The following is a 21,556-nucleotide window of genomic DNA, read 5'->3' on the forward strand; positions in this document are numbered from 1 at the left end:
TCTTTACAAGTGAGAAAATCATGTTAAAATAAATTTAGTTTCCTAGGAAACTAAATTACAAGGGGGTTAACAAGATGAAAAAATCTAAACTAAATTTCATTTTATATGTTATCTGTATTAGTGCCTTATTCGGTTCCTTCGCTCAAAATATTTACACACCTATCTTACCGATGATTCAAAATTCTTTTCATACTTCTCTTTATCTTGTAAATGTAACAGTTTCACTTTTTACATTCGTTCTTGCGATTATGCAGCTCATATATGGCCCTTTAATTGATACAAAAGGGAGAAAATCTGTCCTTATTCCTAGTTTAATTATTAGTACGATTGCTTCAATCGGATGTGCTTTTTCGGCAAACATTTATTTATTTCTCTTTTTTAGAGCTGTTCAAGCTATAGGAATAGCGGCTATACCTGTAGTTTCAGCAACGATTATCGGCGATTTATTTGAAGGAAAAGAACGCGGAGAAGCGATGAGCCTATACCAAATGTTACTTGCCCTCGCACCTGCAATGGCTCCTCTCATAGGTGGTTATCTTGGCAGTATAAATGGTCACTTATCTGTATTTCTCTTTTTATCTACACTTGGCATTATCTTATTAATGATAAACATTTCACTACTTCCAGAAACAAAGCCAAATGTAATTAAGCAGTCTAAAGCACAAAAGAATTACTCTCTTATCTTAAAAAATAAAACTGGATTTTCTATTACTCTTATTGGCTTCATTCAATTTTGTATTTACTTTTGCTTTCTCGTTTTTTTACCGAGTATTTTAACAAATTCATTTCATTTAACTGTAAATAAAATTGGTCTTATGTTTGTACCAATGTCTCTTTCTATCATGCTAGGAAGTTTTTGCTACAAGTTTTTGCAAAAACGCCTCACAACAAAGCAAGCTTTATTTATTACGAGTTTCTTCAATATTATATGTGTCGTTTTATTCTCTTTCACATATAGCATCAATATCCCCTTCATCATTATCGTTACATCTTTGTACGGTTTTAGTATGGGACTTTCTATGCCAACTCACACTACTTTATTAACAGAAGAATTCGTACAAGAACGTGCAACAGCTATCGGTATATACAACTTCATCCGCTATCTTGGTATGGGTACAGGGCCACTTATAGGTGGATTTCTTTTATTTAACCAAAATTACTTTTGGATTTTCTTCCTAGGCGCAATTATGTTTTTACTTGTAATCTTATATGCAATGAAAATGCTAAGTTTTCATGCTGTACAAAAATTAAAATAGAGCCCCCAAAATGTCGGCTCTATTTTACCCTCTTTGATCCGCAACAATATGAATATCAATATACTTTGTTTGTCTCATAATTTCATTTACAATAGAGCCTTTTCGTATTTCTTCCCACCTTGTTCTTGCAGATTGTCCAAGTAAAATTTGCGTCACTTGTAATCTTCTTGCGACTTCAATAATAACATCCGCTGGTTTTCTCCCTTTCGCCTCTTCTAATACAAAACTCGCATCAAATTGATTGGTTAACGATTTCCACTCTTCAATCGTCTGCTTTTTTCCAGCTGAAATAGAATCTATATTTTCCCTCTCAACGTTTAATACGTACAATTCAGCATTTAACCGATCAGCCATGCGCCATCCCCGTCTTATTAATTTCTCCGCTGTTGAACTGTATTGTACACAAACGAGAATTTTTTCTTTTACGCCAATTGGTTCTATTACTGTTTGGCTAATTTTCTCGTCCATATCATCAGCAACTTCTCGAAGTGATAATTCCCTAAGTGCTCCTAAATTATTAAGTGTAAAGAAGTTTTGTAAGCTTTGCTGAATTTTTTCTTCTTTATATATCTTTCCGTCTATTAGTCTCTTCCTTAATACCTCAGGCGTTGCATCAACGAGCTGAATTTCATTTGCTTTTTGTAAAATAAAATCTGGAATTCGTTCTCTTACTTTTACATTCGTAATTTGAGCTACAATATCATGAACACTTTCTAAATGTTGAATATTAAAAGCTGATAATACCGATATACCAGCCTCTAACAATTCCTGCACATCCATATAACGTTTCTTATATTTAGAACCAGGAACATTACTATGAGCAAGTTCATCCACTACGACTACTTGCGGCGCGCGTTTTTTTATTCCTTCCACATCAAGCTCATAAAATACCTTTCCTTTATACTGTATTTCTTTTAAAGGAACTTTTTCTAAATCAGCAATTGCTTCTTCCGTCTCTTTTCTTCCATGCGTTTCAATTAAACCAATTACAATATCAATTCCATCTTTTTTCATTTCTCTTGCATCAAAGAGCATTTTATAACTTTTTCCTACGCCTGGAGCTGCTCCGACATATAGCTTTAACTTTCCGCGATTTTGCTGACGAATATATTCTAAATATTCCTCTGGCGTTCGCCTTTGAAACTTCGGTTCATAATCATCTGCATACAAAATAAACACTACCTTTCATTCGAAACAACGCTACCTCAATCCATTAGATTGAGGTAGCACTGTTACTATTTCATTAATTTCTGTAATGCCAAATTTAGCTTTAAGACGTTTACGCGGGTCTCTCCAAATAAACCAAGCGCAGCACCTTCTGTTTGATCTTTAATCAATTGATTAAGTTTTTCTTTCGGAATATTCGTTAATTTTGAGATGCGATTCACCTGCACCGAGGCCGCCTTTGGACTAATATCAGGATCAAGCCCTGAACCTGAATTTGTCACTAAATCTATCGGTACTTCTGTAACTGGAACAGCTGGATTTTTTTCCTTCCAGTCCGCAATACTTTTCTCTACTCGCTTTGCTAAATCTGGATTAGATGGTGCATAGTTATTTGAACCAGATGCTTCAGCCTTATATTCAATACTAGAAACACGCCCTTGAAAATAACGTGGATCCGTGAAGTTTTGACCAATTAATTTAGAACCAATCACTTCATTTTTATCATTATATATTAGACTTCCATCCGCATTATCCTTCATCACTGCTTGTGCAATACCAGTAACAATAAGTGGGTATACAAGTCCACACAATACTAGAAATGTAAAAGTAATACGGATAATTGGTGATAGTATACTTTGTTTCTTCTCCATCTTTTTCCCCTCTTCCTTATATAAACAAGCCGACAATCATATCAATTACCTTAATTCCAATGAACGGAACGATAACTCCACCAAGCCCATAAATAAGTAAGTTTCGGCTAAGCAATGCATTAGAACTCATCGGTTTATATGCAATACCTTTCATCGCTAACGGAATGAGTAATGGAATAATAACAGCGTTAAATATTAATGCTGATAAAATCGCTGACAGTGGTGATGTTAATTTCATAATGTTCAATGCTTCCATTTGCGGAATCGCAAGTGTAAACATTGCTGGAATGATTGCAAAATATTTCGCTATATCATTCGCAATACTAAACGTCGTTAACGCACCTCGCGTCATTAACAATTGCTTACCAATTCCTACAACCTCAATAATTTTCGTTGGATTCGAGTCTAGATCAATCATGTTGGCCGCTTCTTTCGCTGCTGTCGTACCACTGTTCATCGCTAATCCAACGTCGGCCTGCGCTAATGCCGGAGCATCATTTGTACCATCACCTGTCATCGCTACAAGTTTCCCTTTATCTTGCTCTGCTTTAATAACAGCAATTTTATCTTCCGGTTTACACTCAGCAACGAATTCATCTACTCCAGCTTCTTTTGCAATCGTTGCTGCCGTTAACGGATTATCACCTGTACACATAACCGTTTTAATCCCCATTTGGCGTAACTGTTCAAAACGCTCACGCATACCCGGTTTTACTGTATCCTTTAAATAAATTAAACCGTAAATACGATTATCTACTGCAACTACAAGTGGTGTTCCGCCCTCTTTTGAAATTAAGTCTGCTTTTTGATTTACATCTTTCGGAATTATTCCGCCTTGTGACTCAACCCATTCAATAACGGCACCTACAGCACCTTTTCTCACTTTCGTTCCGTCTTGTAAATCAACACCACTCATTCTCGTTTCTGCTTTAAACGGAACAAACTCACCTTGTTCTGCAAGTTCTCTATTATATGATATAGATTTTCCCTGCACATACTCGATAACAGATCGACCTTCTGGTGTTTCATCTAAAACAGAACTAATAGCGGCCCACTTTCCAACTTGCTCAATCGTTTCATTTCCTACAGGTAATAATGTATGAGCCATCCGGTTCCCAAAAGTAATCGTACCTGTTTTATCTAAAATAATTGTATTAATATCGCCCGCAGCTTCTACTGCTTTCCCTGACATCGCTAACACGTTAAATTTTGTCACCCGGTCCATCCCAGCAATACCAATCGCTGATAGCAAACCACCAATTGTCGTTGGAATTAAACAAACTAATAATGCAACTAGCACAGCAGTATCAATTTGAAACCCTAAATAATTTGTAAAAATCGGCAACGTCACAACGACGATCAAGAAAATAAGAGTTAAGCTCGTTAATACTGTATTTAAAGCAATCTCATTCGGCGTTTTTTGACGAGCAGCTCCTTCTACTAAAGAAATCATTTTGTCGATAAATGATTCACCAGGATTACTCGTAATGACAATTGTAATTTCATCACTTACGACCATCGTTCCACCTGTTACGGAACAAAAATCACCGCCTGCTTCTTTTATAACAGGAGCTGATTCCCCTGTAATTGCAGATTCATCTACAGATGCTAATCCTTTGATTACTTCGCCATCATTCGGAATCATTTCTCCTTGTTTTACGATAACAACGTCACCTTTTGTAAGATCAGTTGCTGAAACTTGGACAATGTCTCCATTTTCTTTTACTACATTTGCAAACACATCTTTCTTCGACTGCTTTAAAGAATCGGCTTGCGCTTTACCACGACCTTCTGCTAATGCTTCTGCAAAATTCGCAAATAAAACTGTAAATAATAGAATGAGAGAAACTGTTATATTAAACCAACCTGGTATACTACTAGAACTACTTGGAAGAAAAGATAAAATGAACGTAATGATAAATCCAATTTCCACAACGAACATAATCGGATTCTTTATCATGACTTTCGGATTCAATTTCGCAACGGATTGCTTCATCGCATGTGTTACGATATCACGATCCATCGTTTTCGCTTGTCTAACTTCATCTTCTACAGCATGTATTTGTGACTCATTTAATTGTTTTTCTTTTACTACTACCGGTCTCATCATTTACCCTCCATTACTTCAATGTAAGAAATTCTGCAATTGGACCGAGTACTAACATCGGGAAGAATGTTAATGCACCGACAATTACAATTGTTCCGATGAAGATGCCACCAAATAAACTATTATCTGTACGGAACGTTCCGACTGTTTCTGGCACTACCGTTTTTTCTTTCAGCGAAGCTGCCACTGCTAGCATCGTAATTAAACTGAAGTAGCGTCCTAAAAACATAACTAAACCAGTCGTAATATTCCAAAACGGTGTATTATCTCCTAATCCTTCAAATCCAGATCCGTTATTCGCAGCTGACGATGTATATTCATATACAACTTGCGTTAAACCATGAAAACCGGAATGAGAGATAGCATCCGTCCCTAAATTTGTTGAAAGAGCTAATGCCGAAAATCCTAAAATGAGCAATGGATGAAATAAAATCGTGACCGCGATTAATTTCATTTCCTTACCTTCAATCTTTTTACCTAAAAACTCTGGTGTCCGTCCAACCATTAACCCAGATATAAACACCGCGATAATTGCATACATAATAATGTTTACAAAGCCTGCTCCAACGCCGCCATACACTGTATTTAACATCATATTTACAAGTGGAACTAGACCGCCAATTGGTGTTAACGTATCATGCATCGTATTAACAGCCCCAGTTTCAGCAGCTGTCGTTACTGTTGCGTATAGTGAAGAAAATACTGTTCCAAATCGTACTTCTTTCCCTTCTGTACTTCCTTGTACATGTTCGATACCCATTCCATTTAATGCCGGGTTCCCGTTTAGTTCAGATGTCGTAATCGTTATAAACCCTAGTAAAAATACCATAAATAGTGACACGAAAAGGATGCGACCTTGTTTTTTATTTCCTACCATTCGTCCGTACGTAAATGGAAGTGCTGTTGGTAATAACATCATAAGCATCATTTGCAAAATATTACTCATTTGCCCTGGATTTTCAAAAGGATGCGTAGAGTTTGCTCCGAAAAATCCACCGCCGTTATTTCCAAGTTCCTTAATGGAAACAAATGATGCAACAGGTCCACGTAATATACTTTGTTTTGCCCCATCAATCGTTTGTGCTGTAACCGCTCCATCTAACGTTTGCGGTACGCCAAGTGCGACAAAAACTAGTGCCGCAATAAATGCGATAGGAAGAAACACTCTCGTTAACGCTCTCGTAAAATCAACGAAAAAGTTACCAAGTTCTTTTCCAGCAAGTCCTCTTATAAAAGCCATAACGAGCGCTAATGTCGTTGCTGGTGCCGCAAACATTAAAAATGTAATCCCGATTAATTGTGATAAATAGGATAAACCATTTTCACCGCTATAATGCTGTAAATTTGTATCAGCCATAAAACTAATCGCTGTATTAAAAGCGAGCGTAGGCTCCATCCCTTCAATATGCGCTGGATTTAGCGGCAACACACCTTGTAATCTGAAAATGAAATATACAATAACAATCATAAATCCGTTGAGTAAAACTAGTGATAATGCGTACTGTTTCCACGTTTGATTGTATTCTTTTACACCCGTAATTTTAAAAATAAGTTTTTCAAAAGGCCCGAATACTTTATCTAGCGTTTTGCTACCTTGAAAAGCTTTTTCTAAATAAACCCCCGTTGGCTTTGCTACTAAAATAAACAAGAGCATTGTAATAATGACTGCAACCCAAATCATAATGAATGATTCCCCCTAATTAAAACTTCTCTGGATTTAATAATGCATACACTAAATACACTGTAATTGCTACGACAATAACCGATAAGACAATCATCATGATTGCTTTCCTTCTTTCACAACTTTATCTGACCAACTTGCAAGACTTGCCATCGATGCAACTAATAAAATAAAAATCCCGACCATTACAACATCTAACATAGCTATCCCTCGCTTTATTTTTGTTAAAATTTACCATTTAAATATTAAAAAAGAACACTGAGCTCTACTCAGTGTTCAAAAAATGAACAACAAAAAGTAAACCTCCTCTCTAAACGCTTACGAGGTTAGCTGTCGGATTCGGGCCTAAAGAGTAGCCCTACTTTCAAAACTGAAAGATTCACCCCAAGTGACGATGCACAAAATTGGTTCCCCCGCTCCATTTCTGGAACTCAGCGATTTTAGGTTTTTTTGGAAATTTTATGAATGATTTATGAGAGTAAATATACTCCTCTATATTTCACTTGTAAAGGGGTAAATTACTGAAAATAATAATATTTACATTCATTTAAACGCTTACATTGAAGATTATTACTATTATTTCATCTATTTTCTTTATTTCTCTTCTCTTTTCTTAAAAATGACCTTTTAAATATGAAATAAAAAGAGCGAATGAGATGAAGTGCATAGCTTGTTGCACTCAGCATTCGCTCTTTTTATTCAACCTTTATTCTCCTCGTAAAAATGCACGTAAATTTCTCCCGCGAATATAAACTTGTGTCAATTCTGCATGTAGCTGCTCATACTCGGTAATATCCACCTCTAAATACAAAGCATCTTTTGATGGTAATATAATATACGGCCCTGGAAAAAGGGGATCGATCTGAACCAATTCTTGAACTCGCTCTACCGATACTGCCCAACGATTTGCTATATCTCCAAGTAATAATACCTTCATCATTTCTTCCCCCGCCCTATTCAAAAAATAAAAAAGAAATATTATCACAATTTGTAAACACGACAAACTTAGCTCCAATTGTTTCATAGAGCCTCGCTGGATATCGTTTATTCCTTGTAACAACAGTAATAGGTGCTTGAAAAGAAAAGCGAATGTGTTCTGTGAAAAAACTAACGATTGGAAGCTCATCCCCTAGTAAAATCACCTTCTTAATACACTCACAAATACTAGTAAAGTCCTGCTCCTTACTGCAGCTATAAGTCCAATCAAACCCACAATTCCTAACTTCAGCCGCTATCTCTTCATTTGCTGTAAAAATAATTAACTCATGTTGAAATGATACTAGATCTCTTAAACTATCTACCTTACTTTCTTCTCCAACACAAATAAGTGTTAGTTCCATGTACCTCATCCTCCTTAGTATAAAAGAAATCAAACATAGATTGATATTCCCCTATACTAATCAGATCGATGAAGTGATGTATCCATCATGGCACCGTCCTCTCTCAAGACGCTTACGAAGTTAGCTGTCGGATTCGGACTTTGAGAGTAGCCCTACTTTCAAACTTGAAAGATTCACCCCTAGTGCCTACGCACAAATTGGTTCCTCCGCTCCATATAATTGGACTCAGCGTTTACAAAAAAATGTATTCTGGCTGATATATTACTCCTGTATTTTGAAAAAGTAAACAGAAAAAAAGCCAGTTATAAAACTGGCTTTTCACTTACCTATGCACGCGTTCTATTCACTTTATATGCAAAATGATTCGTCGGTCCATGGCCACTACCAATATTCAATGGCTCTTCAATTGCTATACTAATAAATCGTTTTGCTTCTTGAACAGCATCTTGAATTGAGTATCCTTTCGCAAGTCCTGCTGTAACCGCTGAAGCAAATGTACACCCACTTCCATGCGTTTGCTTTGAAGGAATTCGCTCGCTTCTAAACTCAATAAATTCTTCTCCATCAAAGAGGAAATCAATTACTTCATTACCTTGATATTCTGCATGTCCGCCCTTCATAAGCACATATTTAGCACCTAATTCGTGCAATACTTTTGCAGCTTCCTTACTATCTTCAACATTATGAATCTCCATCCCAGTTAACACTTCTGCTTCTGGGACATTCGGTGTTATAACAGTTGCTACTGGTAATAAATATTCTTTTAATGCTTGAACTGCTTCTTGCTGTAATAATGATGCACCGCCTTTTGCAATCATAACGGGATCTAGCACAATATTATTCCAGCCAAACTTTTTAATTTGTTCTGCAACAATTTGAATTATTTCACTACTAAATAACATTCCTAGTTTCACTGCATCTGGTGTTAAATCCGTACCAATTGAATTCAACTGTTCTGTAATACCTTCTAACGGAACAGGATATACCCCTTGAACGCCAAGCGTGTTTTGAGCAGTAATTGCCGTAATAGCCGTCATTCCGTATACACCAAGCTCTTGGAATGTTTTTAAATCTGCCTGAATTCCAGCACCGCCGCCGCTATCAGACCCTGCAATTGTTAAAGCTTTATTCACTTTCATCCCACTCATCCTTTTCTATCCAAAATAGCGATGATAAATCGTTTTTGCTTCGCTTATATCTTTCGTTCCATGTACGAGCACACGGCCATCTTTAAAGGCGACTAACCTCTTGTCTTCAATAGAAAATGATAGTAAATATGGATTTATATTTAAATCATTCACACGACCTTCCAACAACTCTTTATATTGTTCAAAATTCATTTCCTCTTTATGAGGTGGTCTAATTTGAACTGTATTTCGCCCGCATAAAACTGCTGTTTTTGATGTGTTCTCTTTATTTAAATACGGATATAATGCATTCTCTCCGCATGAAGGACAATTATGCTGGCGAAGCTTTTGCACATTCATACATGAATACTCATTCTTCCACATATCAAACGATACAAGCCCATCTCGAAGTGATTCGTAATCTTCTACTAACAGTTTAAGAGCTTCTGTTACTTGATGAGAAACGACAAGAGATACAGCAGGTGATATAATACCCGCTGTATCACATGTTGCCCCGCCAAGCGGAATCGACTGTAATAAACATGATAAACATGGTGTTTTACTAGGAAGGATTGTGTAAGAAAGACCGTAACTACCTACACATGCACCGTAAATCCATGGAATAGAATATTTTTGTGCTATATCATTCACAATAAAGCGTGTTTCAAAATTATCAGTCGCATCAATAATTACATCAACATTTGTAACAAGTTCTTCTAGCTCTTCAGCTGTTACATCTTGAACGAGAGCTTCTATTGTTACATCACTATTAATCTCTTCTAAACGTTTTTTAGCCGCTATAGCTTTTGGAAGATTATTCTTTACGTCGCTCTCTGCATACAATTGTTGTCTTTGTAAATTACTCCAATCTACATAATCACGGTCAACAATTGTTATCTTGCCAACACCTGCTCTTACAAACATCTCTGCATTTGCACTACCTAATGCACCTGCACCGATAATAAGCACATGCTTTTCTCTTATCTTTTGCTGTCCTTCTTCTCCAATTGGAGAAAATAGTTCTTGGCGAGAATATCGATTATTCAACTACGCTCATTCCTTCTAAAGGACTACTTGCCGTTGCACAACGCTTGCGTGCAATACGACCTGCTTCAAATCCTAAACGACCTGCTTCAATACTTAATTTCATTGCTTGTGCCATTTTAATAGGATCTTTTGCTCCTGATACAGCTGTATTTAATAACACGCCATCTGCTCCTAATTCCATTGCAAATGCTGCATCAGCTGGGCTACCAATACCGGCATCAACGATAACTGGTACTGTTGCTTGTTCAATAATGAAGCTCAAATTTAATGGATTTACAATACCAAGTCCTGATCCGATTGGAGATGCTCCTGGCATAATCGCATGCACGCCAAGCTCTTGTAATTTACGTGCTAATACAACATCATCAGATGTATACGGAAGTACGATAAATCCTTCTTCCAGTAACATTTCAGATGCCTTTAACGTTTCTACCGGATCAGGTAATAACGTTCTATCATCACCAATAACTTCTACCTTTATCATGTCACAAAGCCCAGAGGCTTTTGCTAATTTTGCAATACGAACAGCCTCTTCAGCGTTTTTTGCTCCTGCTGTATTTGGTAATAACGTATATTTTTTCACATCAAGTTTCTCTAATAAATTAGGTTGCTTTGCATCAAAGATATCCATACGACGTACTGCAAACGTTAAAATTTCAGCTTCAGAAACGTCAATTGCCTTTTGCTGTACGTCAAAATCAGGGAATTTACCTGTTCCTAATAAAAGTCTAGAATGAAATGAAAATGGTCCAATGTTTAACATAATCAACCGCCTCCTACGAAAGTTACAATCTCAATTTGGTCTCCATCAAAAACAGATGTATCTGTATGATCATCTTTTTGTAAAATATCTTTATTACGCTCTACTACAACAATTCTGTTATCTAACTCTAAATGTGTAAGTAGCTCAGCTACTGTTTTTACACTCGCTGGCACTTCAATTTGGTTACCATTAATTTTTAAATTCAAACTTCCATCCCCTTTCTAAACGCTTCTAGAAAGCAATGAATCTAGCAAATGATTCTCTTGCTTTCCTTCTATTAAATCGGCCATATATTGACCAGAAATAGGACTTAATAAAATACCGTTTCGATAATGGCCCGTGCAAGCATATAAACCTTTTATTTCTTCATGCTCTCCCATATAAGGAGCTTCATGATTCGATTGTGGTCGTAATCCTGCCCACGTGCTTTCCCATTCTGCTTCTTTTAAAGCTGGCAATATTGTATAAGCACGCTCTAATATAGAAGTTATACTTTCTGGCTGCACAGTTTTATTGAACGTATGTGGCTTCATTGTTGCCCCAATTACGTAACGTCCACCGCGCTTTGGAGTAATGTAAAATCTTTCTTGAAAAATAGGTGCTTTTAAAAGTTGTTTTCTACTTCTTACCGCAACCACTTCTCCCTTAACTGGATATGTACCCCAATCACGGTGAAAATAACCTAGTAACTTCGTGCTCCATGAACCACCTGCAATAACGACTTTCTCACATGTGACAATACCTTCACTTGTAATAACTCCAGTCACTTTATTATTTTCAATACGGATATCAAATACTTCTGCCTGTTCATATATATCAGCACCGGAAATTGCCGCAGAATGTGCGAATGCTTTCGTAAGCTCTGGTGCAATAACATGACCGTCTTTCGGATAATATACTGCTCCTATAATAGATTCGGATAGATATGGCTCTTTTTCCCGCACATGGTCTCCCGTTAGAAAATAAGAATCTTCACCTGTTTTCTGCTGCCAATCCATAATGTGAAGAATTCTTTCCTTCTCATCTGCATTTTGAGCAATACGATAAATTCCTTTTTCTTCATATCCAATATCAATACCCGTCTTTTCACGTAAAACTGCTGCAAGTTGTGGAAATATAGCACGGCTTTCTCTAGCAAGGTCAAATAGCGGGTCATATTCATCCCATTCTGCCTGCACCCCAAGTAAACCAGCGGCTGCTTTCGAGGCTTCAGATGCAATCTGTTGCTTCTCTACAATCGCTACTTTATGTCCTCTTTCTGCTAGAAAATGTGCAACTGAACTACCAATTACACCACCGCCAATTATCGCTACATCATACTTCTTACACATGTTTTTCCGCCCACTTTCTTATTGATTCCTTATAAGATTTCGCTTTGCTATACGGGTTACTACTACTTATAATCCCAGACATAACTGCTATACCACTTACACCGTTAGTAAGAACATCCACTGTGTTTTCTGGGGTAATTCCTCCAATTGCTGTAATCGGTATAGATAAACACCTTGCAATGTCTGAAATTTCTTCAAGCCCTCTCGCTGGCACACCTTTTTTACAATCTGTCGGAAATACATGGCCATAAACGAGTGAATCCGCTCCATTTTTAAAAGCTACTATTGCTTCATCTAGCGAATGCACAGAATAACCGACATGCAAATACGAAAACTTTTCTTTCACTGACTTTACATCTGTACTTCGATATCCTAGTTGAACACGAGGTATATTTAATAAAATTGCAATATCAATTCGATCGTTTATGACAATTTTAGAAGCCGGAAAGCCCTCCATTAATAGACTTTCCACACCTTCATATAATTCCTTCGTACTCTTCTCACGCTCACGAATATGCAAATAATCAATCTCACTCTCAATTTGCATCGCTACATTCACTAACTCTTCGAATGGCATATGGCCATTTGAGATTACGTGGAGCTCATTTTTCATATTCATTCGCCTACTTTAAAATATTTTCGAATAGTTCATCGGCTGGGACGGTTTCTTTCGTCATTCCTTTGTCCTTCAGCCACTTATTTTGTTTCTCCCAAGATTCTTTTGAATCTGATAAAAATGGCTCATCTTTCGTTTCCATCTTCTCTAATAAAATTTTCATACTTTCCTTTTCAACTTCTGGCACAAGTGGGAAGTTTTCTTTTTCTTGATGATTTAATAAAATATTCAATGCTTCATCTGGGTTTTTCTTCATGAAATCATAGCCCTTTTTCGTACCACGTAAGAAAGCTTGCAACGCTTCTTTATCTTTTTTCAACGTTTTATCACCTGTTACAAACACAAGCTCATGGTAGTTTGGTACTCCGTAATCAGCTGGATTAAAGTACGCTGGTTCATGGCCTTCATGACGCATAACAGGTACTTCATGGTTAATGTATGCCCCTGTTACCGCATCTACTTTCTTCGTAATTAATGCTGGTACTAAATCAAAGCCAACATCAACTACTTTCACTGTATCAGGATTACCACCAGCTTCTTTTACCATCGTTTTTAAATACATCTCACTTAAAGGTGTTCCAGAGTATCCTACTGTTTTTCCTTCTAAATCTTTCGGTGATCGAATGCCCGCTGATTTCAGTGATACAACATGATTTAATGGTGAACGTACGACAGCTCCAATTGATTTCACTGGAATTTGCTCATTCGCTCTCGCCATAACAACATCTGGCTGATAATACAAGCCAACTGTCACCTTCCCTGCTGCTGCCAGCGTTAATGGATCAGTCGGATTAGAAGGGAATTTAATATTTACCTTTACACCTTCTTCTTTAAAGTATCCTTTTTCAATTGCTGCATAGATAAAGCTATGTACCGCATTTGGATACCAATCTAACATGACTGTTATTTCTTTCTCTTTTTTACTTTTGTCTGATGCTGAATTACTCGAACATCCTGCAATTATTGCAATTAATAATGTAAACACAAAGATGCGCTTTAAAAATTTCATGAATACTTCCTCCAACTAATGAATTTCTTTTCTAATATGGAAATAATTACGACGAAGAAAATAGCTAATAATGATAACAATACAATAGGTGCAAATACGCCAGCTCCATCTAACTGCGTCATCATTCTCTTACTGAAATATCCAAGCCCAGCTTGTGCACCGAGCCATTCTCCAATTGCTGCTCCGATAACACTAAGCGGAACTGCAATTTTTAAAGCTGAGAAAAAATAAGGAAGAGCAGATGGCAACTTTAATTTGAGAAAAATATCTCTTTTTGTTGCTCCATATGTAACTAAGAGCTCCTCCCATTCTTTTTTCGTACTACGCAGTCCATCATACGTATTGACCGCAATTGGGAAAAACGTAATTAAAACTGTGACAACAACCTTACTCCAAATTGTGTATCCAAACCATAAAACAAATAGCGGAGCAAGCGCAGTAATCGGAATCGTTTGTGAAGCAACTAATAATGGATAAAATGCTCTCTCCATCCATGTACTCGCATTCATTAACATCGCTAGCCCTACACCTAATACGATAGAGATAACAACACCTATTAAAACGACGTATAACGTTGCAGGTAAATGAACTGTAAATAATATGTCTTTTAGTTTCCATATCTTCATTACAATCGCAGAAGGTGACGGTAAAATGTACATCTCATCTACAATTCTTGCTCCTATTTCCCACACAGCTAGTAAAATACTAGAAAGTGTAATAGCAGGAACTAATTCTTTCAATCGGTTCATCACACAAGTACCTGCCTTTGTAACATACTAAGAAGCTCATCTTTCAGCGCTAATACTTCCGGTTTATATAAATCTTTTCGTGTTCTGTTATGATCAAGCGGTACAGTCCGCTCAGTCAAAGTCGTTATCGGCTGCTGTTCCACTACTAAAACTCGGTTTGAAAGAAATAACGCTTCTTCAACATCATGAGTAATGAATAAAATTGTTTTTTCCCACTCTTGCCATTGTTCAAACAACCATTCTTGCAAAGAGGTCTTCGTTAAAGCATCCAACGCACTAAATGGTTCATCTAACAGCAATATTTCCCCGCCTGTTAATAAAGTTCGAATAAAAGATACACGTTGTCTCATACCACCAGATAAATCTTTCGGATATTTTTTCTCATACCCTTGCAAACCAAATTTATGTAACAGTTCCTTTGCCTTTACTTGTGCTTCTTTCTTCTGTACACCTTGGCACTCTAGCGGCAGGGCAGCATTCTCAATAATTGTTCTCCACGGCAAAAGCATATCTTTTTGCGGCATATATCCTACAGGATGGTGCTTTGTTTCTGTCAGTTCTATCTGTCCAGTACTTACCTTTTCTAGACCTGTAATAAGGCGAAATAAAGTACTTTTCCCACATCCACTCGGTCCGATAATACTGACAAACTCTTTCTCATGTATAGAAGCATTTAATTCATGGATGATTGGTTTCTCATCGTAATGAAAAGAAACATTATGAAACTGTAGTATGTTCTTGCTCCTCAAATCCCCACATCTCCTTACGATAGGACATATCCCAGAATAAATATTCAAATCGACTGGAATATAAGAAAATCTCCTCTAATCTTTCTAGTTCTGTCTCAGACTTTCCAACTGCCATTTTATTTAATAAATCTATTAACCAAATACACAGATTACCGTATTCTTCCGAACTATATCCTTGAATCCACTCACCAAAAAACTCATGATCTCTTGCTCCAGGAATATCATTTAAACGCTTTCCAATTTCCCAATAGCTCCACATACATGGAAGAAGCGCTGCTATTAATTCCGCAAGTGTGCCATTTTGAGATACAGACATCATGTAATTTGTATAAGCTAAATTTTTAGCAGATGGTTTCGCAGACTCTATCTCCTCTATAGAAATTCCAAGTCTTTTTGCATATTGTTTATGGATTGTCATTTCGCCATTTAATATTCCATCAATTTGTTCAGCGAACTTTCCCATTACTTGTGGATTCGTTGCTTTTACAACACCAATCGCATATAACTTTGCATAATCTAGCAGATATAAATAATCTTGAATAATATAATACTGGAATTTATCTTTTTCTAACGTGCCATCTCCCATACCCACTACAAACGGATGATTATGACTCATCTCCCAAACCGGTTGCACAGTTTCTAATAATCTATCGCAAAATTTCATTTCTCTATCCCCTTTCAATATATGTATCTAAATAAAAAACCACTTCTATATATAAGAAGTGGTTACAGCAAATAAAGTTATACATTTATTCGATGTTCCACTTCCCTTCGCTAGTATTACCTAGATCAGGTGTTGTAAGGGTTAAGGATTATTCCTCTCTCAGCAAATCAAGCACCCCTAGTGGTTTCAATATGAAATTTTTAAATAAAAAAGCCCCGTTTCTATACGCAAAGAAACGGGGACTCATTGTTAGTGTCCGAATTGCTTCCCTACGCTAGCATAATCTAGATCAGGTAATAAAAAGGATCAAAGGCTTACGGCCTACTCTCAGCTGGCAACACCAGCTCTCCTAGCAAACTATAAAATTATCACTGTCAGTATAACACCCTAATAAGACATCATCAACTTTTTTAATTTTCTTAATTATCAACATAATATCAAAGTTATACAATACATACATTCTATTTTAGAAAATAAAACCCCAATTAATTGCATAAGAAGGAATCATTATCCTCAAAAAATTTATTTTTATATTGATTTCATATTACATTTATGTGAATACACCCACTATATTATATCTTTATACTATAATAAAATTACAACTATACAACTAGAGGAGGTCTCTATTCCATGAATATGAAAGCTACTGCTTTAACAGCAACTACTGTAGCGATTGCTTCTTTACTTCCTTCTATGGGTGAAACAAATGTACAAAAAGCAAACGCTGAACAATTATCTAATATTAAAACTGGGTATGTCAAAGTCGATCAAGTAGCATTACATACAGAAGATAACGTAAAAAGCACATCAATTGATACAATTCGCTTTAATACAAAAGTGAACATCCTTGAAACAACTAATGAGTGGTATAAAGTATCTGTTCATAATAAAGTAGGTTATGTACAAAAAGATACTATTTTACTAAAAAACAAACTTCATTCTAATGATCAATACATCGTTAATGCTAATGCATTAAACGTTCGCTCTGAACCTAATTTAGAATCTTCCATTTTAGATGTATTACCAAATGGCAAGTTTATTACCGTTCAAGAAGATCAAGGCGAATGGTATAAAATATCGCATAATGGCCAAACAGGTTACGTACAAAAAGCATTCATCTCTAATGGTTCACAACCCTTAGTAAAAGGAATCACCGTTCAAAATAATACAAAATATACTGTTGCAACACCTAATCTAAATGTACGTAGCAACGCTAGTACAAGTAGCGCTCTACTCGGTTCATTACAAAACGGTACACAAGTACAAGTAGTAGAAACTGTAGGAACTTGGTATAAAATTCGTTTTGGCACAGGATACGGATATGTAGCAAAACACTATGTAGTACAAAATCAACCACAAGCTAAAACAGATCAACCTTCATCAATTCCAGCTGCTTTCAAATTCCCTGCTCAAGGAAGAATTAGCTCAACCTTTGATATACGCTGGGAACAAATGCATTATGGTATAGATATTGCCGCTCCAGGAAACGTCTCTATCCAAGCTGCTGCTGCAGGTAAAGTTGTGAAATCTTATTATTCAGCTAGCTATGGCAATGTTGTTTTCATTGCGCATCAAATCAATGGGAAATTATATACAACTGTTTATGCTCATATGAAGGATCGCACTGTACAAGCTGGTGATCAAGTACAAACTGGACAATTAATAGGTCATATGGGAAACACAGGTCATTCATACGGGCAACATCTTCATTTTGAATTACATAATGGAGAATGGAATTTTGAAAAAACAAATGCAGTAAATCCACTGCCATATTTAGTTAGGTAAATTGTATGCCACGCAATATACCTCTTATAATTGAATACGTAGCCTTTTTAGGTTTAATCTGCTGTTTAATCATTTACAATACAAACATTGTATTTTTATCTATTATTATTGCTTTTGTTGCATTAGAAATTATGATGGAATCATTTCAAGTGCAACTAAAACAAAAAATTGCCCATATTTATAATGCTATATTTCTTTTGAGTGCTCTCATAACAAATATAATTAGTAATGGCTTTTATTTATCTACTGTATTTCCAGTATTCTTTATGGCTGTTTTATTATTTGTAGCTAGATATATTAATGTCCCTTATAAACAAAAACAAGAACAAGAAGCTTAGAAAGAGGAGACACTGTGTACCAATCTTTCAAAGATACTCCAATAAAATACATATTGAATTTGTATAAGAAAGCCAATAATTTTTTTGGTATACAAGGAAGTTATACTGAACAACTTCTCCTATATGGAATGTTGTTTCTTGTCTTAATCACTTTCTCCTTGTTTTACTAACAAAAAAGGATCTCACATAAACTGGAGATCCTTTTTAATTTATATTAATTTTTCATATCGAAAATATTGTTTATCCACAAGCATATTTTTCATAAATAAAGCTCAGATTATATTTTTTCTCTAAGCTCATTCGTTGTTCGTCATCGCACCAATAGAAAAGAATATCATGAATCGTTGCGTAACGCTTATTTTTAAGAAATAGCCTAAAGAATGATGGTAAACAATCATGTAATTGTATAAATATATAATTGCGTAGTGTTTCTTCTTTATATTCAATGCCCTTACAAATATACAGTAATTCTTCACAATAATATGCATGCTGTGGAACTTGTATCATTTCGAAAAATGGCACATAAGATAGTAGCTTTCCAATAAAATGACCGTATCGATCCATTACTCCTATCGTCATATGCTCCATCATTTCTTTCATCACATATAAATAATCATCTACATGCGTTGTCTTTAATGGGTCTAAGCGATCGGAAATTTGAGATAATACAGCTCTTTGACATGCTAAAACTGCCTGACTAGGTCCATAATATGATAGGAAATCTGTACACTTACGATATTTCCGTAATAAATCATGTGTATACAAATCATATACAAAAGTATTACAATACATTGCTAAACTCATCATATCACTATTTAATTGCTCTTTTGATAATGATTTCGCTCTCTTGCACATATAAAAGAATGTAAATTCCAATACTTCTTTATGAGATAATAAATGTTTACAATCGGTTATACACTTCTCATTAAATTTAACTCTATCCCAAATTTCAATATCCCTATCTGTCAATTCACCTATACGATATTTAATAATTAAATAATTTAAAGCAACTGATTGCGTCAAAAGATCCCATGTTTCATATTCCAATGAAGTATGAACAAACTCAGCTAATCCTTGCGCTATCATAAAATCATTTGCCTCTTCATACCAACCAATCTCTTGGCATAAGCGAAGGATACGCACTAAAGTTGGAATTTCATCTTTATGAAACTGCGGTAATTTCTTTGCTTTATTCATGCCATATACGATAAATGCCGCTAAATTTTCTTCTTTATAAAATTCTTTTTCTTTCCATACTAATATAGTTCGTTCTTTCCCCTGACCTTTTGGGTGACAAGGTACAAGCAAAGAAAATAATTCAGCGAAATTATTTGGTTCTATATATGTATCTGTAACCAAATTCCAATTTGGATCGCCCTGTACAGCCTTCATATAATTCCCCTTCCCTTTTCATCTATGTAGGAAATATTAATTTATTATCGCACCACTAAAAATTAATATTGTTATATTCAAAATCCCTCATAATACTTATATCTATCAGTATATCATCTTTTCTCTTATTAAAAATGAAGAATAACAAATTAAAAAAAACTGTCGAAATTATTAACCGTATCCTTATTATATAATGTCTCAGATACATCACGCTAACATATTAGTTTAATCCATATATACTAGAATAATGTATCTGAACTTTATATATAATTTAGCTCTTTATGAGTGACCATTAGACTCTCGGTTAATAAAAGTTTCAATTTACTCTGTATGCTCTGAGATTTCGCTCAAGGCAAATCCAGCTTGATCATCTGCTGATTCCCTTATAGCTAAATCTCCTAGTGCTAACATGCCAATAAGTTGACCACTATCAACTACTGGTAATCGTCTAATTTGATGCTGTGCCATTAGCTCTGTAGCTTTTTCAATAGAATCATTTGGAGAAACTGAGATAATATTTGTTGTCATTACATTTGTAATTTTATTAGATCCAGGATGTTTTTCAGCAATCCCTCGAACGACTAAATCACGATCAGTAACAAGCCCAACAACTTGCTCATTTTCAACAACTGGAATTAATCCAACTGATTCTTCCTTCATTTTAACAGCTGCCTCATATACATTGTCTAGCGGTGTACAATGTACAATATGGGTACTCATTAAGTCTCTAACTCGTGTCATTATTTATTTCCTCCTTTTTATACATACCATAGCTTTTCCAAAATTCCTTTATTTATTTCTGGAAAGTAACGCAATAAAAAGGATTAACAAAATAAAAAAGAGCCAGCATAATGCTGACTCTTTTTTGTATGACCCGTACGGGATTCGAACCCGTGTTACCGCCGTGAAAGGGCGGTGTCTTAACCACTTGACCAACGGGCCATGGCTCCGCAGGTAGGACTCGAACCTACGACCGATCGGTTAACAGCCGATAGCTCTACCACTGAGCTACTGCGGAATAATATATGGTGGGCCTAAATGGACTCGAACCATCGACCTCACGCTTATCAGGCGTGCGCTCTAACCAGCTGAGCTATAGGCCCATATACTTTACAGGGGCAGTAGGAATCGAACCCACACTGGAGGTTTTGGAGACCTCAGTTCTACCTTTAAACTATGCCCCTAAATGATGCCGGCTAGAGGACTTGAACCCCCAACCTACTGATTACAAGTCAGTTGCTCTACCAATTGAGCTAAGCCGGCATAAAAAAAATGGTGGCTCGGGACGGAATCGAACCGCCGACACGAGGATTTTCAGTCCTCTGCTCTACCGACTGAGCTACCGAGCCAACATAAATGGCGGTCCCGACCGGGGTCGAACCGGCGATCTCCTGCGTGACAGGCAGGCATGTTAACCACTACACCACGGGACCATTTGGTTGCGGGGACAGGATTTGAACCTGCGACCTTCGGGTTATGAGCCCGACGAGCTACCGTGCTGCTCCACCCCGCGACAATATAAATAGCTTGGCGACGTCCTACTCTCACAGGGACAAGGTCCCAACTACCATCGGCGCTAGAGAGCTTAACTTCCGTGTTCGGTATGGGAACGGGTGTGACCTCTCTGCCATCATCACCAAACTATGAAGGCATATTCCTTCAAAACTAGATAACATTGCTACATATTATATGGTTAAGTCCTCGATCTATTAGTATTCGTCAGCTCCACATGTCACCATGCTTCCACCTCGAACCTATCAACCTGATCATCTTTCAGGGATCTTA

The 21,556-nt window shown here is 36.4% G+C and carries 23 protein-coding genes, 8 tRNA genes, 2 rRNA genes and 4 riboswitches; of the genes, 3 read left to right on the forward strand and 30 right to left on the reverse strand.

Annotated elements, in window-relative coordinates; all coding sequences use genetic code 11:
- Window positions 1-74 precede the first annotated feature (74 nt).
- Window positions 75-1,256 carry an MFS transporter gene (locus AU379_RS23410; protein WP_000748710.1) on the forward strand — a complete coding sequence of 394 codons (1,182 nt, stop codon included), beginning with the start codon at window positions 75-77 and terminating at the stop codon, window positions 1,254-1,256.
- A 24-nt stretch (window positions 1,257-1,280) separates the two neighbouring features.
- On the opposite strand, the gene kdpDN is transcribed toward AU379_RS23410, so the two are convergent.
- From kdpDN to tenA, 18 genes are all read right to left on the reverse strand, one after another.
- Window positions 1,281-2,435 (reverse strand): KdpD-like non-kinase potassium sensor, encoded by a 1,155-nt coding sequence (gene kdpDN, locus AU379_RS23415; RefSeq protein WP_001999108.1) that lies wholly within the window; start codon window positions 2,433-2,435, stop codon window positions 1,281-1,283.
- A gap of 56 nt (window positions 2,436-2,491) precedes the next feature.
- Complete coding sequence (gene kdpC, locus AU379_RS23420) at window positions 2,492-3,073, reverse strand: K(+)-transporting ATPase subunit C (protein WP_000412596.1); 582 nt, start codon at window positions 3,071-3,073, stop codon at window positions 2,492-2,494.
- Between the two features lie 16 nt (window positions 3,074-3,089).
- Entirely contained in the window at window positions 3,090-5,180 is a 2,091-nt protein-coding gene (kdpB, locus tag AU379_RS23425; protein ID WP_044584148.1) for a potassium-transporting ATPase subunit KdpB, read from the reverse strand.
- A 13-nt stretch (window positions 5,181-5,193) separates the two neighbouring features.
- Entirely contained in the window at window positions 5,194-6,861 is a 1,668-nt protein-coding gene (kdpA, locus tag AU379_RS23430) for a potassium-transporting ATPase subunit KdpA (protein ID WP_025709923.1), read from the reverse strand.
- A 19-nt stretch (window positions 6,862-6,880) separates the two neighbouring features.
- The gene (gene kdpF, locus AU379_RS23435) at window positions 6,881-6,961 is read right to left on the reverse strand and encodes a K(+)-transporting ATPase subunit F (protein ID WP_000973729.1); all 81 of its coding nucleotides are present in this window, start codon (window positions 6,959-6,961) and stop codon (window positions 6,881-6,883) included.
- Window positions 6,958-7,062 (reverse strand): SipW-dependent-type signal peptide-containing protein, encoded by a 105-nt coding sequence (locus AU379_RS23440; protein WP_000887894.1) that lies wholly within the window; start codon window positions 7,060-7,062, stop codon window positions 6,958-6,960. The genes kdpF and AU379_RS23440 overlap by 4 nt, the downstream gene beginning before the upstream one ends.
- Before the next feature lie 100 nt (window positions 7,063-7,162).
- Window positions 7,163-7,308, reverse strand: a riboswitch (cyclic di-AMP (ydaO/yuaA leader).
- A gap of 259 nt (window positions 7,309-7,567) precedes the next feature.
- The gene (locus AU379_RS23445) at window positions 7,568-7,801 is read right to left on the reverse strand and encodes a hypothetical protein (protein WP_001985933.1); all 234 of its coding nucleotides are present in this window, start codon (window positions 7,799-7,801) and stop codon (window positions 7,568-7,570) included.
- A 13-nt stretch (window positions 7,802-7,814) separates the two neighbouring features.
- Entirely contained in the window at window positions 7,815-8,201 is a 387-nt protein-coding gene (locus tag AU379_RS23450) for a hypothetical protein (RefSeq protein ID WP_000424067.1), read from the reverse strand.
- Between the two features lie 93 nt (window positions 8,202-8,294).
- Window positions 8,295-8,442: riboswitch (cyclic di-AMP (ydaO/yuaA leader) on the reverse strand.
- Between the two features lie 85 nt (window positions 8,443-8,527).
- Window positions 8,528-9,340, reverse strand: a complete 813-nt coding sequence (gene thiD / locus AU379_RS23455) for a bifunctional hydroxymethylpyrimidine kinase/phosphomethylpyrimidine kinase (RefSeq protein ID WP_000867377.1) — start codon at window positions 9,338-9,340, stop codon at window positions 8,528-8,530.
- A gap of 15 nt (window positions 9,341-9,355) precedes the next feature.
- A complete protein-coding gene (thiF, locus tag AU379_RS23460; RefSeq protein WP_001065422.1) occupies window positions 9,356-10,375 on the reverse strand; it encodes a thiazole biosynthesis adenylyltransferase ThiF in 1,020 nt (339 codons plus the stop codon).
- A complete protein-coding gene (thiG, locus tag AU379_RS23465; protein ID WP_000931981.1) occupies window positions 10,368-11,138 on the reverse strand; it encodes a thiazole synthase in 771 nt (256 codons plus the stop codon). Before thiG ends, thiF begins: the two co-directional genes overlap by 8 nt.
- A gap of 2 nt (window positions 11,139-11,140) precedes the next feature.
- Window positions 11,141-11,344, reverse strand: a complete 204-nt coding sequence (gene thiS, locus AU379_RS23470; protein WP_001049502.1) for a sulfur carrier protein ThiS — start codon at window positions 11,342-11,344, stop codon at window positions 11,141-11,143.
- A 15-nt stretch (window positions 11,345-11,359) separates the two neighbouring features.
- Window positions 11,360-12,469, reverse strand: coding sequence for a glycine oxidase ThiO (thiO, locus tag AU379_RS23475; RefSeq protein WP_000335182.1), 1,110 nt, complete (start codon window positions 12,467-12,469; stop codon window positions 11,360-11,362).
- On the reverse strand, window positions 12,462-13,082 hold the full coding sequence (gene tenI, locus AU379_RS23480) for a thiazole tautomerase TenI (RefSeq protein ID WP_000787169.1): 621 nt from the start codon (window positions 13,080-13,082) through the stop codon (window positions 12,462-12,464). The genes thiO and tenI overlap by 8 nt, the downstream gene beginning before the upstream one ends.
- Window positions 13,083-13,092: 10 nt before the next feature.
- Window positions 13,093-14,094 (reverse strand): ABC transporter substrate-binding protein, encoded by a 1,002-nt coding sequence (locus AU379_RS23485; protein ID WP_000670418.1) that lies wholly within the window; start codon window positions 14,092-14,094, stop codon window positions 13,093-13,095.
- Window positions 14,091-14,843, reverse strand: a complete 753-nt coding sequence (locus tag AU379_RS23490; protein WP_001080856.1) for an ABC transporter permease — start codon at window positions 14,841-14,843, stop codon at window positions 14,091-14,093. Before AU379_RS23490 ends, AU379_RS23485 begins: the two co-directional genes overlap by 4 nt.
- Entirely contained in the window at window positions 14,843-15,592 is a 750-nt protein-coding gene (locus AU379_RS23495; protein WP_001256793.1) for an ABC transporter ATP-binding protein, read from the reverse strand. Before AU379_RS23495 ends, AU379_RS23490 begins: the two co-directional genes overlap by 1 nt.
- The gene (gene tenA / locus AU379_RS23500; RefSeq protein WP_000666830.1) at window positions 15,561-16,256 is read right to left on the reverse strand and encodes a thiaminase II; all 696 of its coding nucleotides are present in this window, start codon (window positions 16,254-16,256) and stop codon (window positions 15,561-15,563) included. Before tenA ends, AU379_RS23495 begins: the two co-directional genes overlap by 32 nt.
- An 85-nt stretch (window positions 16,257-16,341) precedes the next feature.
- A riboswitch (TPP riboswitch) is annotated at window positions 16,342-16,445 on the reverse strand.
- 60 nt (window positions 16,446-16,505) lie between these two features.
- Window positions 16,506-16,617: riboswitch (TPP riboswitch) on the reverse strand.
- A 269-nt stretch (window positions 16,618-16,886) separates the two neighbouring features.
- Here tenA and AU379_RS23505 point away from each other — a divergent pair.
- Both AU379_RS23505 and AU379_RS23510 read left to right on the forward strand, forming a co-directional pair.
- Window positions 16,887-18,041, forward strand: coding sequence for an SH3 domain-containing protein (locus AU379_RS23505; RefSeq protein ID WP_001056034.1), 1,155 nt, complete (start codon window positions 16,887-16,889; stop codon window positions 18,039-18,041).
- A gap of 5 nt (window positions 18,042-18,046) precedes the next feature.
- On the forward strand, window positions 18,047-18,379 hold the full coding sequence (locus tag AU379_RS23510) for a hypothetical protein (protein WP_001137821.1): 333 nt from the start codon (window positions 18,047-18,049) through the stop codon (window positions 18,377-18,379).
- 240 nt (window positions 18,380-18,619) lie between these two features.
- On the opposite strand, the gene AU379_RS23515 is transcribed toward AU379_RS23510, so the two are convergent.
- From AU379_RS23515 to AU379_RS23570, 12 genes are all read right to left on the reverse strand, one after another.
- Window positions 18,620-19,771, reverse strand: a complete 1,152-nt coding sequence (locus AU379_RS23515) for a DUF3965 domain-containing protein (RefSeq protein WP_000648920.1) — start codon at window positions 19,769-19,771, stop codon at window positions 18,620-18,622.
- Window positions 19,772-20,092: 321 nt separating this feature from the next.
- Window positions 20,093-20,512 (reverse strand): CBS domain-containing protein, encoded by a 420-nt coding sequence (locus AU379_RS23520; protein ID WP_000199010.1) that lies wholly within the window; start codon window positions 20,510-20,512, stop codon window positions 20,093-20,095.
- Window positions 20,513-20,641: 129 nt separating this feature from the next.
- Window positions 20,642-20,713, reverse strand: a tRNA-Glu gene (locus tag AU379_RS23525).
- A 1-nt stretch (window position 20,714) separates the two neighbouring features.
- Window positions 20,715-20,789, reverse strand: a tRNA-Asn gene (locus AU379_RS23530).
- Window positions 20,790-20,797: 8 nt separating this feature from the next.
- Window positions 20,798-20,874: transfer RNA gene (locus AU379_RS23535), tRNA-Ile, on the reverse strand.
- A 10-nt stretch (window positions 20,875-20,884) separates the two neighbouring features.
- Window positions 20,885-20,955 (reverse strand) — tRNA-Trp (locus tag AU379_RS23540).
- Window positions 20,956-20,961: 6 nt separating this feature from the next.
- Window positions 20,962-21,034 (reverse strand) — tRNA-Thr (locus AU379_RS23545).
- Window positions 21,035-21,044: 10 nt separating this feature from the next.
- Window positions 21,045-21,120 (reverse strand) — tRNA-Phe (locus AU379_RS23550).
- Window positions 21,121-21,128: 8 nt separating this feature from the next.
- Window positions 21,129-21,204: transfer RNA gene (locus AU379_RS23555), tRNA-Asp, on the reverse strand.
- A 3-nt stretch (window positions 21,205-21,207) separates the two neighbouring features.
- Window positions 21,208-21,284 (reverse strand) — tRNA-Met (locus AU379_RS23560).
- Between the two features lie 12 nt (window positions 21,285-21,296).
- Window positions 21,297-21,412: ribosomal RNA gene (gene rrf, locus AU379_RS23565) — 5S ribosomal RNA — on the reverse strand.
- Window positions 21,413-21,460: 48 nt separating this feature from the next.
- Window positions 21,461-21,556: ribosomal RNA gene (locus tag AU379_RS23570) — 23S ribosomal RNA — on the reverse strand; the annotation flags it as partial.

It is taken from the genome of Bacillus sp. JH7, from assembly GCF_001563515.1.
GTDB lineage: Bacteria > Bacillota > Bacilli > Bacillales > Bacillaceae_G > Bacillus_A > Bacillus_A cereus.

Coding starts and splice junctions, on each gene's coding strand:
- AU379_RS23520 (WP_000199010.1), bottom strand. CDS start 20,512: ATGACACGAGTTAGAGACTTAATGAGTACCCATATTGTACATTGTACA.
- AU379_RS23445 (WP_001985933.1), bottom strand. CDS start 7,801: ATGATGAAGGTATTATTACTTGGAGATATAGCAAATCGTTGGGCAGTA.
- thiD (WP_000867377.1), bottom strand. CDS start 9,340: ATGAAAGTGAATAAAGCTTTAACAATTGCAGGGTCTGATAGCGGCGGC.
- tenI (WP_000787169.1), bottom strand. CDS start 13,082: ATGAAAAATGAGCTCCACGTAATCTCAAATGGCCATATGCCATTCGAA.
- AU379_RS23485 (WP_000670418.1), bottom strand. CDS start 14,094: ATGAAATTTTTAAAGCGCATCTTTGTGTTTACATTATTAATTGCAATA.
- AU379_RS23515 (WP_000648920.1), bottom strand. CDS start 19,771: ATGAAGGCTGTACAGGGCGATCCAAATTGGAATTTGGTTACAGATACA.
- thiO (WP_000335182.1), bottom strand. CDS start 12,469: ATGTGTAAGAAGTATGATGTAGCGATAATTGGCGGTGGTGTAATTGGT.
- AU379_RS23410 (WP_000748710.1), top strand. CDS start 75: ATGAAAAAATCTAAACTAAATTTCATTTTATATGTTATCTGTATTAGT.
- AU379_RS23505 (WP_001056034.1), top strand. CDS start 16,887: ATGAATATGAAAGCTACTGCTTTAACAGCAACTACTGTAGCGATTGCT.
- AU379_RS23450 (WP_000424067.1), bottom strand. CDS start 8,201: ATGGAACTAACACTTATTTGTGTTGGAGAAGAAAGTAAGGTAGATAGT.
- AU379_RS23490 (WP_001080856.1), bottom strand. CDS start 14,843: ATGAACCGATTGAAAGAATTAGTTCCTGCTATTACACTTTCTAGTATT.
- kdpC (WP_000412596.1), bottom strand. CDS start 3,073: ATGGAGAAGAAACAAAGTATACTATCACCAATTATCCGTATTACTTTT.
- kdpB (WP_044584148.1), bottom strand. CDS start 5,180: ATGAGACCGGTAGTAGTAAAAGAAAAACAATTAAATGAGTCACAAATA.
- AU379_RS23440 (WP_000887894.1), bottom strand. CDS start 7,062: ATGTTAGATGTTGTAATGGTCGGGATTTTTATTTTATTAGTTGCATCG.
- AU379_RS23510 (WP_001137821.1), top strand. CDS start 18,047: ATGCCACGCAATATACCTCTTATAATTGAATACGTAGCCTTTTTAGGT.
- thiG (WP_000931981.1), bottom strand. CDS start 11,138: ATGTTAAACATTGGACCATTTTCATTTCATTCTAGACTTTTATTAGGA.
- kdpA (WP_025709923.1), bottom strand. CDS start 6,861: ATGATTTGGGTTGCAGTCATTATTACAATGCTCTTGTTTATTTTAGTA.
- kdpF (WP_000973729.1), bottom strand. CDS start 6,961: ATGATGATTGTCTTATCGGTTATTGTCGTAGCAATTACAGTGTATTTA.
- tenA (WP_000666830.1), bottom strand. CDS start 16,256: ATGAAATTTTGCGATAGATTATTAGAAACTGTGCAACCGGTTTGGGAG.